Genomic DNA, 16,652 nt, shown 5'->3' with positions numbered 1-16,652 from the left:
TGATTCGAGGAGCTTGAATCGGGATGATGTGAAAAAAGGGTTTGCAGCCATTCAACAACTAATATAAACCCAGAGCAAGAAGGATGTCCATTGAAGGCCCATTCCGGGCATGGCGGATTAGCGGTAACCGCATGTTATAAATTACCGATCACTACAATAGGAGCAGCGTAAAGTCGCTGCTCTTTTTAATTTTGGATAAAAGGCTGTATTGTTATATAAAATTCTGTATCCTTAATGTCGATACAATCGTATGGAACAATATAGGAGATGAATTTGAGTGAAGAAGAAGATAAGGGATGGGCTAATTTTTTATGTAGTAATACCGTTATTTTTAACAGGGTTTATATGGTTCCCCCTTGGTATGAATTATTTGTATTGGACAGAAATGAAAAATGAATTTCACATTCAAGAAGGCTACTGGGAATTCTTTGGACGAAATTGGTATAAAAGATCTTTTCACATTAAAGTGGACTATCTAAGAGAATACAAAGAAAAACAAGAGAAAGCTGCCGAATAGTGGCTTTTTTTATTTGTTCAGGCAACTTTTCCTTAGCTTCAGATACATAAGGAACATAGATAAAACCGCAGTAATAACGGATCAAAAGAATGATATATTTTATCCATAAAATAACGTGAATTCGAGGCCGCTGAAAAGCAGCCTTTTTTTGCATTGGAGGAAAGTGATATGCCAATTAAATCTTCACGGAGACCCCCGCCTGTTCTGGCTAGGTCACCGCGTCAACCCGCTTTATGTAATGGATGTGTTTGGGGCGATTGGACTGGTACTAAACAATTATGTATGTTTCCATCCTCTGTTCAAACAAACATGAAAGGAGCGAAATGCAGTGAACTTCGTTCAGCCGATCCGCGATTCTAAAAAGCTGGAGGCCATTAAGCAATATTTGAAAGAGAAAAATGAACGGGACTACATTTTGTTTTTGGTTGGAATCAACACAGGATTGAGGATATCGGATATTTTACCCTTGAAGGTCAGCTCAGTCAAAGGAAGCCATATTGTAATTACTGAAAAGAAAACGAAGAAAAGAAAGAACATCCCGATTCGAAAAAACCTTCGCAAAGAACTTGATGCATATATATTCGGTAAATTGGACAGTGATTATTTATTCCCGAGTCGGAACAAAAAGAGAAGATCCGAGGTTGTGCCGATCAGTAGCAGCATGGCTTACAAAATGTTAAATGGTGTAGCGCGGAAGTTTGGTTTAAAAGAAATTGGCACCCACTCCATGAGAAAGACGTTCGGGTACTATTTTTACAACGAAACCAAGGATATAGCGTTACTAATGGATCTGTTCAATCATACCGAGCAGAAGGTTACTTTACGCTATGTCGGCATTCTTCAGGACACTTTAGATGATGTTCTGAAGGATTTTGAGCTGTAGCAATTCTCTACAATAGGGTAACCGTGAATTCAAAATGGGAAAAGGACAACAAAACAAATAGCACCAAGCAATCTACGTGTTTTATGAGTTACCGAGAATATATATTATAGTGAATTAGTTTTACATTAACTGGTTGGATAAGTATCTATTTTCTATGATTATCTGAGAGCGAGTGAATAAAAGTTAGTGGAGCGGTAAAGGGCAAATCATCAGCCAGCGTTCAAACCAACTCGAATATTTTTTTCGGCGGTGAAATTTATATGAGTAAAGAGAGAAGTACAAATAGGAAGAAAGCGCTTAAAATATGGCTTGATAGCGGGCGCTCAATCAAGTTGAAAGATATTGCGCTCAAGTTGGGAGTCAGTGATTCCAGTATCAGAAAATGGAAGTCACTTGATAAATGGAATGAGGTTCCTGAAAAGCGTAAGCGCGGCGGTCAAACCGGAAATAGAAACGCTAAGGGGAACAAGGGCGGTGCCGGTGGGCCTCCCGGAAATGACAAGGCAGTTACACATGGGCTATTTCGTAAATTTGAGCCGCAGGATGCTGAATATCTGGAAATACTTGAAATAGCGCAACAGATGGACCCTGTTGACATGATCTGGTACAACATCACCAAGGGATTTCAAAAGATCATTTGGGGGCAACGAATTTTATTTGTACAGGATAAAGACGACATGACTAAAGAATTGAAGAAAGAGAAGGAAGGTTATTCGGATACAGGCAGCTCATGGGAAAAGGAATATGAAATTCAGTTCGCGTGGGATAAATACACAAGCTTTGCCAAAGCGGAAGCGGTTGTTATGCGCGAGATCAGGGGAGCCATAAAACAGTTTCTAGCAATTGCCCCTGAGAACGATGAGCGCCGCCTGAAACTTGATCAGATGCAGGCTCAAGTCGAAAAGACCAGGATGGAGATTGAGGAATTGAAAAACGGCGAGAAGGATAGACCAACAGAAATTAACGTGAAGAGGTGGTCCCATGTCCCGGACGCTGGAAGTTGATCCTTTTGAGGGATGGACACCGCACGCGAAGCAGATTGAGGTTATGGAGAGCGAGATCCGTAATAATGTTCTAAATTGTGGTCGTCGTGGCGGGAAAACAAATGTAGGTGCTCGTAAATTCTTTGATAATATCTTGGCGGATATGGAGCGTGGTAAGGGCCTCCCTTACAAGCCTCCTAAGAATATCAGAAAGATGAAGAAACCAAAGCCGCGATTAGAATACTGGTGTGTTTCACCTACTTACGCTATGTCCGAAATCCAACAGGAGGAGCTATCGGATGTGCTGCCAGAAGAAATGATTGAGAGCTGGGACCTATCCAAAAACCGTGTATGGTTAAAGGGATGGGTCCTTATTCAATTTAAGTCGGCTGATAATCCCAAATCATTGGTTGGTAAAGGTTTGGATGGTGTGTGGCTGGATGAAGCGAGTAAGATGAAAGCAGAAACATGGACAGGCTATCTTTCCTATGCCTTGGCTGATAAAGGCGGTTGGAGTGTATGGACAACCACACCGGAGGGGATCAACTGGTTTGCCGAGGACATTGTTCTCAGAGGGCAATATGTTGATGCTGGACTGGAAGAAGAGCAATACATGAACGATCCAGAATGGCGGAATTTTTACTGGACTTCCCTTGATAACCCGATACCAGAGCTTCAGAGGAATATTCAGCGCATGATAGAAACGTATCCTGAACGTTATGTAGACCGGGAGATTAGAGCAAAATTTAACGTCTTTCACGGACAAGTGTATGACGAATTCAAGCGGGCAACTCATGTTGTGGACATGCGCTGCTTAGACCAGAGCATTCAATTGTATGAGGTTACTTATCCAGATGGCAGTGTAAGGGATATAACATTTAATCGCTTTATAGGTGGCATGGATCACGGGTGGAATGATCCGGCTGTTCTGCTGGCGATAGGATGCGCCGGAGAAGATTATTACATCGTGGAGGAATCCTATGTGCAACATGTCAATGTTCTGGTGGTAAATGACAGCGGACAAATGGAGGACTGCCTTGTAAAGCGTTACTTGGAAATGCATAGCAGATATCATTTTGATGAAATATGGGCCGATCCATCTGAACCGGAATATATCAGTACGTATAGAAAGTATGACCTACCGATAAAGGAAGCAGACAATGCAATTGGACCAGGAATCCGTGAGGTATCTACTCTCTACAAGGTTAAGGCTGGGACTAGTCGCCCTAATCTTTATGTGAACAGAGAATGTAAAAATGAAATTAAAGAATCCGAGAATTACAAATGGAAAGAAAACCGGGATGGTCAGCATTCTGAAGAAGCGGAAGACAAGAATAACCATACACAAGACTCTAAGCGATATGCTATTTATAATGATCGTAAAGAAGATGTGAGCTTTGCATTCGGATAATTAACGCAATTGTAAGGAAAAGAGAGCATTCGGTAGCAGTTTGCTTAGAGGTAGGTCTTTCGAATGAGAATTCCTTGTCCTAAGAAATTATCGGTATCGGAGATGGCAGAATTTCAAGTTTTACAGTTACCGAGCTTTAGATTTATATTCTGATATAACAAATAGAGAAAGGAGGTCACAATATGAAACATTTTAAAGATTATTTTGAAGATAAACATAATGTTAAAGTACTACTTGAACGCTCTTCTTATGAAATGGTTGATCATAGCACAAAGACCTACGCTTGGAATCCTTTCGTAATCAAGTTGAACGAAGTGCAGCTTTTATCTTTTATAAGTGAGTATAATCAAACTGGTTCTCAATGGGGGGTTCAGTATCATGTTGAACAAGGTGGTTATATAAGGTTTGTTGGTGGGCAAGGGAGAGAGATATCTATGTTCCTGAAATCCGTAGTAACACCGTAATAACTCAATGATATTATTTAGACATAGAAATATGAACGAATACTGGAGGCAGGAAAATTTTCCTGACCTCCTTTTTTGTTGCGTCAGAAGGGAGGTACAGACTTGGGTGTAAGACAGTGGCTAATTAACTGGCTAGCGGCGGGAAGGCCGAAGAGCGAACCTGAACGACAGACGGAAAGCTATCCATTCCCGTTTGGTATCATGATGAGTAAGGGTAGCAACCAGCCAGCGCCGAAGCGAACGCCGACCAACTTACGAACGTTATCGGAATCCCCCATTCCACGTAGAGCAATTAACGTCATCAAGAACGGAATCACAAAGCTGAACTGGTCCGTAGCTGCTATTGACGAAAATGATACTGAGAAGTACCGAGAGATATGTAAGATTATCGAACGGTCATTACTAAAGCCGAATCCTGGCGACTCGTTCCGTTCGTGGATTGAGCAGATAGTTGAAGATATGCTTGTATGTAGCGCGGGTTCATCGGAAGTGTTGAAAGCTGGCGATTCTCTCAGGCCGTTTAGAATGTATCCAGTGGATTCTTTCTCAATTGACTTATATCCTGAATGGGATGGAAAGGATAACTCTTATCGCTACGCACAGCGGGTTCATGGACAATATGTTCATTTAAAGTCTTCTGACCTAATGTATATACGAATGAATCCGAGAACTAACACACCATTCGGACTTTCACCGCTAGAAACGGTTTGGGAATCAGTTGAAAGCTTTATATCAGCGCACCGATCAGCTGGGAAACAAGCTTCAAATACTGTGATCAGAAAACTGATTAACCTTGGTAAGAGTGCTGATAGCAAGGCGGTGGCTGCTTTTCGAGCGTATTGGGAGAAAGAAGTGTTGGGACGGGGGATGAACCCAATTATCGGAGGAGAGAACCCGAGCGTGCTTGATTTGGGGGCTACGGATGATAAGGCGTTATTTCTTGAGTGGCAACGGTTCTTAATTGAGATTGTTGCTATCGCCTTTGACATATCACCGAAGAAACTGGGGCAAACAAAGGATGTGAACCGTTCAACAGCGGACAGTGAGGACGACGATACGAATGAAACGGTCAAGTCTATTGCGGAAAACATCGTGGAGCACATCAACAATCACATAATTGATGGCATTTTTAAGCTGGGCGGCGTAATTGAGTTTAAGTTCCACTATGCTGCGTCACTTAAGGATCAGAAGCTTAGGGCTGACATTGATGCGATTTACCTTGACCGAAGAACTCTGACACCAGATGAAGTACGTGATGGTCTTGCACGCAAGGCATTGCCTAATAAGCATGGTGAAGTGCTATTACAATCAGGGAAAACATCAACCGTTGATTTAAACAAAACACAGGAAGAGATACAAGCGGAGAAGGACAAACTGTTAAGCAAGCTTCCTGAGGAAGATCCACCAAACAATAAAGACAAAACAGAAGACGATGAATCCGACACCGCTGAAGAGTAGGTGTTTTTATTTTGCCCTGAGAGGCGGTGAGGACGTGTTTACAAGGTTTGTTTGCAGTGTTGTGAGACTGAAATATCCAAGGTCAGTGCCGACACCGAGAAACCGAGCGGAGCGCAGACAGCAGAAATATCACGGAGGGAGGTGAGAATCTAAATGCTTAAAACGTTGAAAATGAGCAACCAGCGGATGCGCGTTCAGGACTTCAAGTTATCCGAAGAAGGAGGCCATCCAAACAAGGTTCCTTTCAAATGTGCTCTTTTCGCAGTTGACCAACCAAGTGATGGCTCACCTCATGGTGCTGGTGGGAAACGTATTCGTATTTCATCAAGTGTTTGTGACAAATATCTTCAAACTTTCGTTGGAATGGCCTTGAACATTGACTATGCCAACGGTATGGCGGACCATGACCCGCGCTTTAAAGTCGCTGTAATTGATAAGGCTTACCGTTCACTTGATGGGTATGCATGGATTGACGGATACATTTACGCAAAGGATTTTCCTGATGTGGTTGCGACTATTCGTTACTATAATGGGCTGGCGGATGAGTACAGCTGGAGCGAATACCAATTTGGCGCGTCGCTCGAAATGGAGGCCGCTGTACAGGATGCAACGGATATTGAAGATGTGTTGGATGTAATTGAGTTTTGCGGTACGGGAGCAGCCATCTTGTTCGCCGAGGCCGCTGCCTATAAAACAACGAGCTTTGCTGCTCGTAATACGAAACAGAACAAGGAGGATGTCGATATGACACCGGAACAAATTAAAGCGATGGAAGACTCCATGAAGGCGCTGCAAGATGGTATGTCCGCTATCACTGCGAGTGTACAAAGCGTGGTAACAGAGATGGGAGCAATTAAAACAGATATCACCACCATGAAAGCTGCAAGTGAAGAAGCCGAACAGAAGTCTGCTGAAGAACAAGCCGCCGCTGACCTAAAGGCAGCTCAAGATAAAGCGGACGCTTTAGAAAAAGAATTGAAAGAGTTAAAGGCAGCAGGTGCTCATCCAGCAGAGCCGGAACGCAAAACATTCAGCGCGTCCGCATTATTGTCCAAGTATGGCAGTAACGCCAATCTTGCAGCAGGTGCGGAAGTTAATGATTACAAAACCTTCTGCGCTTCCGTTGATGCTCTCAATCTTCCGTCTTCCGAGTCTTTCAAACTTAAAATGCAGGCAAAAGCACAATTTGCCGAAAAGGAGAGTGTGTAATACATGAATAACCGTGTTGGAATAGCACAATTTGTTTCAGTTGCAGCGGCGGCTCAATTTCAGGGGCCGGGCGCGATTATTACTGACGATTTTCAAAAAGAGATTACGGACGTATTGCGTCGTACATCTATCTTGGACGGACGTTTGAATTATGTACCAGCTACAGGCGATATTTCTACTTACTACGAACAAAACACTGTGAATGGCGGCGCGTTCGTTGACCCTCGTAACCCTTCAGCGACAGCAACCGGAAATCAACGTACGCCACATGGTGTGAAGATCAAAGCTCTAACGAACCAAGTTAACTTTGGGCATTATGATGTAACGCTGGGCCAGCAGCAAAACAATTTCCCTGAGCTAAAAGCTAAGGACTTGAATGATATGTTGAACGCGATTGGCCTTGCACACGGCAAAGGACTTTGGAGAGGAAATGATACTGGTTTGGCTGTACCTACAACCTTACAATATGTGGGGCTTGCCAATCAGATTACGAACACATTTACAGTTGGCCCTACTGGTTCTATTGTATCCGCTATTCGGGCTAAAGTGGCTGCGATGGTTGCGAGTGAGTTGTATGAGCTTATGCCAACCGCTATCTATATTCATCCTATTGCACATCACTATCTTGAAGAAGAAGAGCGGAACGCTGCTAACAATGAAACACAAATCAGTAACCTTAAGAAAACAACCGTCGCTGGCTTAGAGGTGCTAGCAATCATGACGGCTGCTGGGTTGTTACCAATCATTCCAGAGCCGTTCATTACTTCTTCGGTTAATGCAACGACAGCATCAAATACAGATTACGGTATCGCAATTGTGACCGAGCCAATGATTGAATATCACTATGTTGGTGAGAAAGGAATCTACCTCTTTCAATTGGGGACAACATCAAACCTTCAAGAGCAGTACGTTGGCATCAAATATGGCGCTCCAGTAGCTAAAGGGCCAAGCTATGCTCATGCTTACGGCACAATTGAGCGTCCAACAATCACTGCGGTATCATAATTAATTTTAAAGTCAAGGGGCGGTTAATATGACCGTCTCTTTTCATTTAGAAAGGAGATGATTCAGTTGGCAAAATCGAATTTGGATAAGTTGAAAGATGTAATTACTGAAAGCACTACGTTGTTGGATCAAGTTGAGATTGGAGAAAGCGGAGGGCAATACCCTCAACAATCGGCAGATGCATTCAAAGAGGTTGTTGCAGCGGCAGAGGTATTGGCTGGTACTGAGGGCGCAGAGCCGAGCCAGTTCGATGCTCAAACAACGGTGCTGAATAGTGCGCGCAGTTCTTTTCTAGCTGCTAGGATTCCGGCAGTCCGAAAAGTCACGCTTCGCGGTACACCGAGTCAGCGCAAGGGCGCTCACACCATACATTTTAAAGATGGCGTTGTGAACTTTGTTGATGGGGAAGCTCAGTTGCCTGATGAACTTGCAGACGAACTGGCTAACGCTGGATACGTAGAATGAGTCAGTATCTCGAATTAACTGATACTGATTTTGTTCCTGTAGGAATTAAGCTGACCATGCCGCTGATAATCCGAGCATCCGCAGTAATTGATGGACGGTGCAGGCGTGAGATTGGAATCAAAGCCTACACCGAACGGATACCGCTTACGGATCAGCAGCGAGGTCATTTGTCCTATTATCCTGTTGTAGAGGTGAAAGAGGTAAAAGGCAGGCCGAAGCAGGGATTGATGGAAAATTTCTTTGGTCCGCCAGGATTCGGAACAATTACTGATATCAGCACCATTGATATCGACAAGGATATTGGCACTGTCTGGTGTGGATTCTCTCCTTTTGGTTCAGCTTATGCAGAATTGGAAGTTACGTATACCAGCGGCTGGGAGACGATACCTGATAAGGTCAAGGTGGCATGTGGCCTAATCATCGGACAACTTGCTGCTAATCCAAATTCAAATGTGAAATCCAAAAAGGACTTCGATTACAGCATTGAATACTTTGGCACCAGCATGATTACGCCAGAAATAGCCGATCTTCTATCTGAGTTTGAACATAGGTCGTTTAGGTAGGTGATGAAAGTTGTTCTATGAGTTCACACACCGCCATACGCCGTGCGTGGTGGACGGAAACGAAGATGTAGTTATTCTATCAAGGGAAACCAAAGCGACGACTGTAATGGGCAAAGAATACGTCTATAACGGCGTATTTTCACCTGAATCACTTGTTGATCGTGGTTCCTTGGTACAGACAGAGGAAACGTTTCTTGTTCTAACCTTAAGAAAAACGGTAGATCAGGACAACTACTGTTCTTTGGTTAAAGCAAATGCTGTGGTAGAGGTGCAAAGATACCAGCAAGCTTATGATGTAAACGATAATCCGGTGGGTGATGCTGAATTTACATCGGTCGCTGCTGATGTTGTTTGCTTTGCACAGTATGTTACAGCGCAACTTCGGCAGCAGGAACCGGGATTACTATCGAGTACCGTATTTGTTTTGCAGATGCAAACAACTGTTGATGTAAAGAAGCCAGAGGAGACAACTACTGCTATTCCTGACCGAATCGTTATGGGCGGGAAGACATACCAGGTAGATGAAGTTGATAGGATGAAGTATCCTAATCTGCTGCACGTCCAGCTTTCAGAGGACCGCCGATGATTACAGGGTACGATTCAGTGAAAGCGGCGAAGGATCTGGAGAATAAGCTCGCTGTTGAAATTACTGGGCTAACGAAACTGGTCATGCTGACAGCCAAAAGCGGTATTCGGTATTATCCGGCAGTTCGGGACCACTTAGAAATGCATATGTTCGTCTTAGCGAATCAGATGATTTCAGGCGACATAACTGCTGACTACTGGCAGGCATGGCTTGAACAGTTTGGCAAAGGGTCCAAGATGGCAGATAGCAGCCAAAACCCTGGATTGGTGACCTACATGAACAGTGAAGCGTGGAACAGACTGAGGTCCAAAGGTGATCGTATTATTGTAGGTCGTTCGCGTGGTAAGTATCGAGCAATGGACGGCACCATGAAGGAATCAGGCGGGGGCTATGCTGGAGTGGACTTGGAGGAGCTGGCAGAGCGCGGTGATATTGATGCTTCATTCAAAGCTACACCGCCGACCTACTTCCTACGTATAGCAATCCAGTCCAATCGCAAGCGTATATTGGACGGAATCAGCCGAGTAATCACAGAGTTTCCATACCATAAGTATTTCAAGGAGGTGCGGGAGTGAGCCTACAGTTAATTGATGCTGTTCAGAATGTCTTAAAAGCAGACGCAGAACTTATGACCATGTTGAAGCTCACTCCTTCGTCACCATCCGCCGAGGTCGTGAAACGATTTACGAAAGGTATGGAGCCTGAGATGACGGTTAGTAAGGATACAGTTCCACATATCTGTCAATATGTTATGCCGGGACGATATGCCGCTAATCCACTGGTGTTCGAGGGTAAGTTCTGCATTGATTTCTACGGCAAAACAGCCTATGAAGCGAAGCTGCTGTTTGAACGATCATTCAAACTCCTACATGACAGGAGGCTGATTGCTCAGGGATTTGCTTCATATTTATGTGTTCTGACCTACGATGCAGATTTCGCCACTGGTATTCAAGGAGCCAAAGGTTATAAGGCTATCTATGATGTTGATTACTTAAGAATGAATTGAGGTGAGAATAATGGCTGATGAGGCAGCTCAACAACCAGCGGTAGCGCAGGTTAATATCGAAAAACCATTGCCAGAGTTGGACAAACTAATTGCGGAGAAGGTCAATCTTGCTAAAAAACTGGGCATCATGGGTAACTTGGAGCCTATTCAGGGTTACAGCGACACCGATGAATATCGGCGCATCAACGAAATAGATAACCGCTTATGGGAACTGGTCAAATAATCTGGCTGGTTATTTTTTGTTTTCATAAATGAGGAGGATGAATCATGGAACCATTAGTTTTTGATGGAGTAGGCACTATCCAGGTGTACGAGCCGGGAGGAAAACTTAAATTTTTGGATGACAAAATCACAAAGGTAACGCTTCAACTCCAATTTGATTGGGACAAAGTCATGGGTGGAGATAGTGGCTATGCATTCCACTACACAGCGAAGGATCTGGCTGACAAAGCCAGTATCGAAATTCCCCGTTACTCAGATATTTTGGCTGAATTGTCTCAGGGCGCAGAGTCAGAAAAGGGGGCAGTTACGTTTGATGAGACAGAGCAAGGATTCTTAGATGTAACGAACGGTTATAAGATCAAAGCTCTTTCGAAATTCGGCGGGACTTTAGTTTCCCTTAGCGAAAAAGTGTACTTGAAAGATACAGATACAGGAAAACTTACGGAACTAACGCGTGTGGCAACCACACCAACAGCAGAGCAGTACGTTATTTCTGCCGACGGTAAGATCACATCCGACACAGCGAATGACAACAAGTTGATTATTATTACTTTTAAATGGACAAAAGAGAATGGTACACGGAGCGGATTGAGTGGTAAGCGCCGTCCGAAGCCGTTTAAATTTGTTCACCGTTTCTCGTTGACTGATGATCGAAATGGCGGGGAAGTACCTTGCCAATTGACAATTTGGAAAGCGCTCGGCGGCGGTACATTGGACGTATCTCAGGAACGCAAAAAACCAACTAGTAACTCATTGGCGTTGGAAATCATGGAGCCGGACATTACCCCTGATAATCCAGAAGGATATGCTGCTGAATTGATCTTCGGTATCTAAATAAAATAACATAGCCCTCTACCACTAAAGGTAGGGGGTTACATACATTGAGGAGGAAATTTAATGAGTACAGACAAGCAATTGGATAAAACGCTTAACATCGGGGGTGAAATCACGCTCGGTGAAGGAATTGTAAAGCATGTAAAAATCGGAACTATCGCTTTGATCCGTCAAGTACGACAACTCATGAGCGGAAATGAATATAAATTTTCTTTTTCAATCGGTCGTGAGAAATGGGAAGCTACAGAAGAACGGGCCGAGGTCGATTGGCCTAAAGTTGAGGCATTGCATAAGGAAGCCTTTAATCTTGTGTTGGTAGAAGGACTAGCGGAGGAAGAATACGAGAAAGTAGACGAAGAGGGCATTAAGAAGTTGGACGGACTCTTGGAACGATTTCTATAAGGAGTCGTTTCCACCTGATGAAGATTATGAGCCTGACGACGAAGAAGACCAAGAGATTCCTGAGGATGATCAGGAAACGGACTGGATAGAACTTTGGGCTTTATGCGTGAGTAATGGTATTTCTGATTCAGAATGGCCTAATATGACCATACCAAAGATTAGAGCGCTCATGAAAGCCAAGAACAGAAACCGGGAATTTGAAATTATTCTTCACGGTGGCAATGTGGAAAACAAAAAGCCAAAGAAGGTCAAGACGTTATCTGATCTTGGTTTCTTCGCCAAGTAAAATATCATTGTTTTAAGAGGCATCCGCAATCATGCAGGATGCCTTTTTTTCTGTATTCAGGGCAGGAAACTTTTCCTGAACCCTATGAGGGGTGAGTGTAGTGGCAGATTTAAGTAAAGATGTAGTAGGTGCGCGAATAAACCTAGATACGAGCAAGATATTACCGGCATTCAAGGTTATAGACAACGGAGCGCGAGCTAATGCCGAATCGTTTAAACTGTTGAATGCTGAATTAGGAGTAAGCGAGAAGAATTTCAAATCCTTAGCCAGCAGCGCAGATAAGTTTGCGCTTTCAGCGGAGGACAGACGGAAGAAGATCCTTGCTGAATCCGAAGCTCTTGTTAAACAGCGAACCGCGCAAGCCGAATTGAATACAGCCCGAAAGAATCAATTAGATCAGGCTAATAAAATCACTGATGAGAAGCTTAGGGCGCAGCAGGCCATTGTCAAAAAGCGCGAAGACGCGATAGAGCAGCAGGAACGTGAACACCTGAAGCGTATGGAGGCTTTGCAGAATAAAGCTTCATTGACGGGTCAGAGATCGGCAAAGGTTTCAGGGGCTGGGACTGACGACAGGACGCGTGAACGTGTCTTAATGGAAGAACAGTCCATACGGATGAAGATATCTCAACTGGCAGAGAAAGAAGCACAGCAGGCACGTAAGAACGCACAGGACTACGAAAAGTTTTGGGTGAATGCATTACGTGCCAGGGAGCAAAAAGAGGCACAAGTTCGTGAGAAAGTCCTTCAGGAAGAACAGAAGATCCGGCGCTCTTTGAGCCAAACCGAAGCGCAAATGAAGCAGACTTTTAATACAACTCCTAACTGGATTAGCCGAGTAGGAGATATGGCTACACATGCCCTGGTATTTAATACAGCGTATGCAGCTATGCATAAAACACAGGAAGCCCTTGAACAGGGATTAGTCGGAATTGAATCCAATATGGCAGGCTACGTGCAAACGAATGAACATTATTTCCTTGAGTACAACGAAGGCACCAAGGAAATGGTTATGAACACCGAGAAGCTGCACGACGAGACAACCAAGTTTATCCGGACGGCTCATGATCTTGGATCTGAAATCATGGACGTTACCGAATCGGCTCGACTTTGGGGTCGGATGTATAAGGATGCAGGCGTTGTTCAGGAAATGGTGCGTAAATCCACAATGCTCAGCACCGTTGACCTTGTATCCTTGGAAGACGCTACGAAATCTATGGAGTCTACCTTTGCTCAGTACGGTGTACAGATTAAGGACAGCAATGATGCCATGGTACTTGGTGGACGTGTTTTGGATTCTTGGTCAAAGGTTGCCCATGATACCATGGCACCGGCTAGGGACCTGGGAGCAGCCTTCGAGCGTACAGGTAAGATCGCCGCCGAAACAGGCGTAAGTTTTGACTTCATGAATGGTCTTATTTCAGCCGGTGTACGTAACACGGCACTGAGCGGGGAGAACCTGGGCAACATGTGGAAGACGGTACTGGGTACGATCCGCACAAATAAAGCGGTTGCAGAGATTGAAAGATTAGGCGTTCAAACAAAAGAAGTTGTAAATGGTACAGAGCAATGGAGAAAAGCCGAAGATATTTTGTTGGACTTGTCGACGAAAGTGATTGACAAGAATTATGACCTCACAAAGTCCTATGCAGATATCTCGCGCGGTGTGTACCAATACGCTAAATTAGCCGCTTCTCTGAATGCTGGGGACATTTTGCTCGGTACAGCAGCATCCATCGGATCTACAGGCTCCACAATGGAGTATCTTAAAGTCCAGATGGATACCATTCAGCGTAAAGCGGCGCAAACTAAGGCTTCTTTACTGGAAATATTCAATAACGCTGGTGATGATGGACTACGGCGCATGATCAAGAATGTACTGGACACTATTGACCAATTGCTGATCGGACTTACAAAAGTACCTTCTGGCGTGTTTGAGGGAACGGCTGCTATCGGTGGGCTACTGCTTGCTTATAAAGCTCTAAGCGGTCCGATCATGAATGTAATTGCTGCTGTGAAAGTGTTAACCACAGCGAAGGCAGCGGAAACCGCTGCTATCGGCGCTAATACGATAGCTAACAACGTTAATATTGTTTCCTCACAAGGAGCAACTCTTTCAACAGTTCAGAGAGTTTCCGCTACCGAAGGAGCTACAGTAGCACAAGGAGCTTTAACGGTAGCAACCGAGGGAGCTACAGTTGCTACGAAATCATTGTCTGTCGCCCAAGCAACGGCAACCGTCACAACAGCAGCCGCTACAGCAGGATTGAGCTTACTTGTTGGCGCAATAGCGCTTGTAGCGATGAATAGTGGTAAGGAAGAAAAGGCTGCGAGGGATCGGATTCAAAACTTAAAGGATCAAGACTCAGCATCACAACAAATGGTTAGCCAGTACCAACGACAGATAGAATTGTTACCGAAATTGGCTAATGCACATCGTTCTCTTGAACAGTCGTTAAAACAAAGCAGTGGTTCAGTAGAAAAGGAAACAAAAGTAAAAAAACAACTCGAAGAGGTTTCTAAAGCGCTGGTCATCACTCTTGGAAAAGAAGGGGCCAAGCAGCTTGAAGCTGCTGGTTATACGGATGAGGCTGTACAGGTGCAAGTTGATGCGTTAAACAAACTCATCGAGAAGCAGAATGAAGCCCAAAAAAATGTATTGAAAGATCAGCAAGCGCAATTAATCGAACAACAAAAGCAAAAAATAAATGAAATCACAGAAGCTACAAAAGAACTGGAACGAGTAAAAAAGATCATTGCTAACCCAATTGGAAATTTTTTAGGGACAGGCGAATTTAAGGAAGATGCTGCGAAGTTAGAAGAAAAAATAAAAACGTTAGAACAAGAGAATAACAAACTCACTTTATCTGTAACAGAAGTAGGAGTAGCTTTAGGCCAAGCAACTATTGAAACTGACCAATTTGCTGGGAAAGCTGGAACAGCAACCGAAAGTGTTAAATCACAGGAGGAAGCTCTTGCCGATTTAAGAGAGCAGATTCAGGGTAACGGTAAGGCTATTTCTGAGATGAACACTGTTTTAAATGATCTTGCTAATAAACAGTCCATGAACGCAGAAGCTGCGGCAGAGTTAATCATCAAATACCCTCAATTAGCTTCGGAGATTTACAAAACATCTGAGGGATGGGCTTTCGAAAAGAATGCACTCGAAGTTGTTCGTAAAGCTAAAATACAAAAGGCTATAGATGATCTAAAGTCTGAAAAAGCGTCCAGTTTAAGTACAAAACTTGAGTCTGATGATCGTATCGCAGTTTACATCAAAGAGGCTGGAGCGATTAAAAGTCTTGCTGAGTTAAAAGCTAGATTGAATGGAGTTATGGCTCAAAGTTCACTAGACGTTTTTAATAAACAAAAAGAACTAAACAATATGACTGGAGTAAAATCTTTCCTAAGTACTCCTTTTCAGAACCAGTTAAACCAAGATAAGAAAAACATGGAGCAAAGCAAAAAAGATATAGGCGAGATATATAGCGGATACGAGAAAGATATGAAACAGTATGACACTCAGATTAATGCTTTAACCAAGCTATATAATGATCCTAAATTTGGTGTGAGTTCTTCTGGTTCAAAAAAATCGAAGGGAAGCGGGGGCAAAAAAGGAAAGAGCGATGCGGAACGTGCAGCTAAAAAAGCAGCTAAGGACGCATCTGCGGCACGAAAAGATAGTTATGATAACGAACTTGATAATTTTAAGTACATCGCTGAACGAAATGAATGGTCTGTAGACCAGCAAATTGCTGGATACAAACGATTGGCTCAGCGACATAAGCAGTACCTATCGGAAGATAAGGACGCAATGAAGCAATGGAGTCGAGATGTTCATAAACTGAATGATTCCAGATTTCAGGAAGATATCGAGAATCTTGAACGAAGAACCGAGCGCATGCGGCAGGCCAATAAACAGGAAATCGAGATGGTTAAAACCAGCCTGGATTTCTACAAGAAGGAGCAAAATAAAAATTATCTGCTTCCTGCTAACCGTAGAGAGATTGCCAAACAAATCTATGATTTAACCGTGAAATACAATGAGCTTCGGTATCAAAATTCAGAAAAATGGATTGATAAAGAGACTTCCAAAATGGAAATGGCAGACCAAAGCCAGATTGCTATCCTCAAAATGGAATATGACGCTTATATGCGTATGAGTAAGGCTAAAGATCGTACTGCCGAGCAAAGCTTTGAATTGCAACATAAAATCTATGAGAAGCGCAAAGCGTTAGAAGATGAGTTCCTGTCCGATTTCCAAAAGCGAATCAACTACCAAAAGAGTATGGAGGCTATTTCTGTTTCGGATCAACTTAGTGCCTGGACAAAAATGCAGGCACTTTATAAAGAGGGAT

At 43.6% G+C, this 16,652-nt stretch carries 18 protein-coding genes; all 18 read left to right on the top strand.

The features are described 5' to 3' along the window. Positions 1 to 277 precede the first annotated feature (277 nt). On the top strand, positions 278 to 517 hold the full coding sequence (locus L693_RS0110925; RefSeq protein ID WP_025717277.1) for a hypothetical protein: 240 nt from the start codon (positions 278 to 280) through the stop codon (positions 515 to 517). Positions 518 to 845: 328 nt separating this feature from the next. Next, entirely contained in the window at positions 846 to 1,400 is a 555-nt protein-coding gene (locus tag L693_RS0110920; protein WP_025717276.1) for a site-specific integrase, read from the top strand. 260 nt (positions 1,401 to 1,660) lie between these two features. After that, the gene (terS, locus tag L693_RS0110915; protein WP_025717275.1) at positions 1,661 to 2,404 is read left to right on the top strand and encodes a phage terminase small subunit; all 744 of its coding nucleotides are present in this window, start codon (positions 1,661 to 1,663) and stop codon (positions 2,402 to 2,404) included. Beyond that, the gene (locus L693_RS0110910) at positions 2,382 to 3,794 is read left to right on the top strand and encodes a terminase large subunit domain-containing protein (protein WP_025717274.1); all 1,413 of its coding nucleotides are present in this window, start codon (positions 2,382 to 2,384) and stop codon (positions 3,792 to 3,794) included. The genes terS and L693_RS0110910 overlap by 23 nt, the downstream gene beginning before the upstream one ends. A gap of 182 nt (positions 3,795 to 3,976) precedes the next feature. After that, positions 3,977 to 4,258, top strand: coding sequence for a hypothetical protein (locus L693_RS0110905; RefSeq protein WP_025717273.1), 282 nt, complete (start codon positions 3,977 to 3,979; stop codon positions 4,256 to 4,258). A gap of 102 nt (positions 4,259 to 4,360) precedes the next feature. Next, positions 4,361 to 5,716 (top strand): phage portal protein, encoded by a 1,356-nt coding sequence (locus L693_RS0110900; RefSeq protein WP_025717272.1) that lies wholly within the window; start codon positions 4,361 to 4,363, stop codon positions 5,714 to 5,716. Positions 5,717 to 5,869: 153 nt separating this feature from the next. Continuing rightward, on the top strand, positions 5,870 to 6,925 hold the full coding sequence (locus tag L693_RS0110895) for a hypothetical protein (RefSeq protein WP_025717271.1): 1,056 nt from the start codon (positions 5,870 to 5,872) through the stop codon (positions 6,923 to 6,925). A gap of 3 nt (positions 6,926 to 6,928) precedes the next feature. Continuing rightward, on the top strand, positions 6,929 to 7,930 hold the full coding sequence (locus L693_RS0110890; protein ID WP_025717270.1) for a hypothetical protein: 1,002 nt from the start codon (positions 6,929 to 6,931) through the stop codon (positions 7,928 to 7,930). Between the two features lie 66 nt (positions 7,931 to 7,996). Then, entirely contained in the window at positions 7,997 to 8,395 is a 399-nt protein-coding gene (locus tag L693_RS0110885; RefSeq protein WP_025717269.1) for a hypothetical protein, read from the top strand. Further along, positions 8,392 to 8,958: a hypothetical protein gene (locus L693_RS0110880; protein WP_025717268.1), complete on the top strand. Its 567-nt coding sequence runs from the start codon at positions 8,392 to 8,394 to the stop codon at positions 8,956 to 8,958. Before L693_RS0110885 ends, L693_RS0110880 begins: the two co-directional genes overlap by 4 nt. Positions 8,959 to 8,968: 10 nt before the next feature. Then, on the top strand, positions 8,969 to 9,544 hold the full coding sequence (locus L693_RS0110875; RefSeq protein ID WP_025717267.1) for a hypothetical protein: 576 nt from the start codon (positions 8,969 to 8,971) through the stop codon (positions 9,542 to 9,544). Further along, positions 9,541 to 10,119 carry a hypothetical protein gene (locus L693_RS0110870; RefSeq protein WP_025717266.1) on the top strand — a complete coding sequence of 193 codons (579 nt, stop codon included), beginning with the start codon at positions 9,541 to 9,543 and terminating at the stop codon, positions 10,117 to 10,119. Before L693_RS0110875 ends, L693_RS0110870 begins: the two co-directional genes overlap by 4 nt. Continuing rightward, positions 10,116 to 10,550, top strand: a complete 435-nt coding sequence (locus L693_RS0110865; RefSeq protein ID WP_025717265.1) for a hypothetical protein — start codon at positions 10,116 to 10,118, stop codon at positions 10,548 to 10,550. Before L693_RS0110870 ends, L693_RS0110865 begins: the two co-directional genes overlap by 4 nt. Before the next feature lie 10 nt (positions 10,551 to 10,560). Further along, the gene (locus L693_RS0110860) at positions 10,561 to 10,773 is read left to right on the top strand and encodes a hypothetical protein (RefSeq protein WP_025717264.1); all 213 of its coding nucleotides are present in this window, start codon (positions 10,561 to 10,563) and stop codon (positions 10,771 to 10,773) included. 44 nt (positions 10,774 to 10,817) lie between these two features. Then, the gene (locus tag L693_RS0110855) at positions 10,818 to 11,606 is read left to right on the top strand and encodes a hypothetical protein (RefSeq protein ID WP_025717263.1); all 789 of its coding nucleotides are present in this window, start codon (positions 10,818 to 10,820) and stop codon (positions 11,604 to 11,606) included. Between the two features lie 63 nt (positions 11,607 to 11,669). Beyond that, positions 11,670 to 12,008 carry a hypothetical protein gene (locus L693_RS0110850; protein WP_025717262.1) on the top strand — a complete coding sequence of 113 codons (339 nt, stop codon included), beginning with the start codon at positions 11,670 to 11,672 and terminating at the stop codon, positions 12,006 to 12,008. A 142-nt stretch (positions 12,009 to 12,150) separates the two neighbouring features. After that, positions 12,151 to 12,294, top strand: a complete 144-nt coding sequence (locus tag L693_RS29935; RefSeq protein ID WP_167518779.1) for a hypothetical protein — start codon at positions 12,151 to 12,153, stop codon at positions 12,292 to 12,294. 100 nt (positions 12,295 to 12,394) lie between these two features. Continuing rightward, positions 12,395 to 16,652 (top strand): phage tail tape measure protein (locus L693_RS0110840; protein ID WP_049825128.1); only part of this gene is annotated, 4,258 nt, incomplete at its 3' end.

Source organism: Paenibacillus sp. 1-18 (assembly GCF_000520755.1).
GTDB lineage: Bacteria > Bacillota > Bacilli > Paenibacillales > Paenibacillaceae > Paenibacillus > Paenibacillus brasilensis.
The sequence above is the reverse complement of the archived record's forward strand: the minus strand, read 5'-3'. Positions and strand labels throughout refer to the sequence as shown.

Bases quoted from the DNA above. Each gene is read 5' to 3' on its own strand.
- L693_RS0110850 (WP_025717262.1), top strand. From the start codon at position 11,670: ATGAGTACAGACAAGCAATTGGATAAAACGCTTAACATCGGGGGTGAA.
- L693_RS0110855 (WP_025717263.1), top strand. From the start codon at position 10,818: ATGGAACCATTAGTTTTTGATGGAGTAGGCACTATCCAGGTGTACGAG.
- L693_RS0110905 (WP_025717273.1), top strand. From the start codon at position 3,977: ATGAAACATTTTAAAGATTATTTTGAAGATAAACATAATGTTAAAGTA.
- L693_RS0110895 (WP_025717271.1), top strand. From the start codon at position 5,870: ATGCTTAAAACGTTGAAAATGAGCAACCAGCGGATGCGCGTTCAGGAC.
- L693_RS0110890 (WP_025717270.1), top strand. From the start codon at position 6,929: ATGAATAACCGTGTTGGAATAGCACAATTTGTTTCAGTTGCAGCGGCG.
- L693_RS0110870 (WP_025717266.1), top strand. From the start codon at position 9,541: ATGATTACAGGGTACGATTCAGTGAAAGCGGCGAAGGATCTGGAGAAT.
- L693_RS0110860 (WP_025717264.1), top strand. From the start codon at position 10,561: ATGGCTGATGAGGCAGCTCAACAACCAGCGGTAGCGCAGGTTAATATC.
- L693_RS0110880 (WP_025717268.1), top strand. From the start codon at position 8,392: ATGAGTCAGTATCTCGAATTAACTGATACTGATTTTGTTCCTGTAGGA.
- terS (WP_025717275.1), top strand. From the start codon at position 1,661: ATGAGTAAAGAGAGAAGTACAAATAGGAAGAAAGCGCTTAAAATATGG.
- L693_RS0110910 (WP_025717274.1), top strand. From the start codon at position 2,382: ATGTCCCGGACGCTGGAAGTTGATCCTTTTGAGGGATGGACACCGCAC.
- L693_RS29935 (WP_167518779.1), top strand. From the start codon at position 12,151: ATGACCATACCAAAGATTAGAGCGCTCATGAAAGCCAAGAACAGAAAC.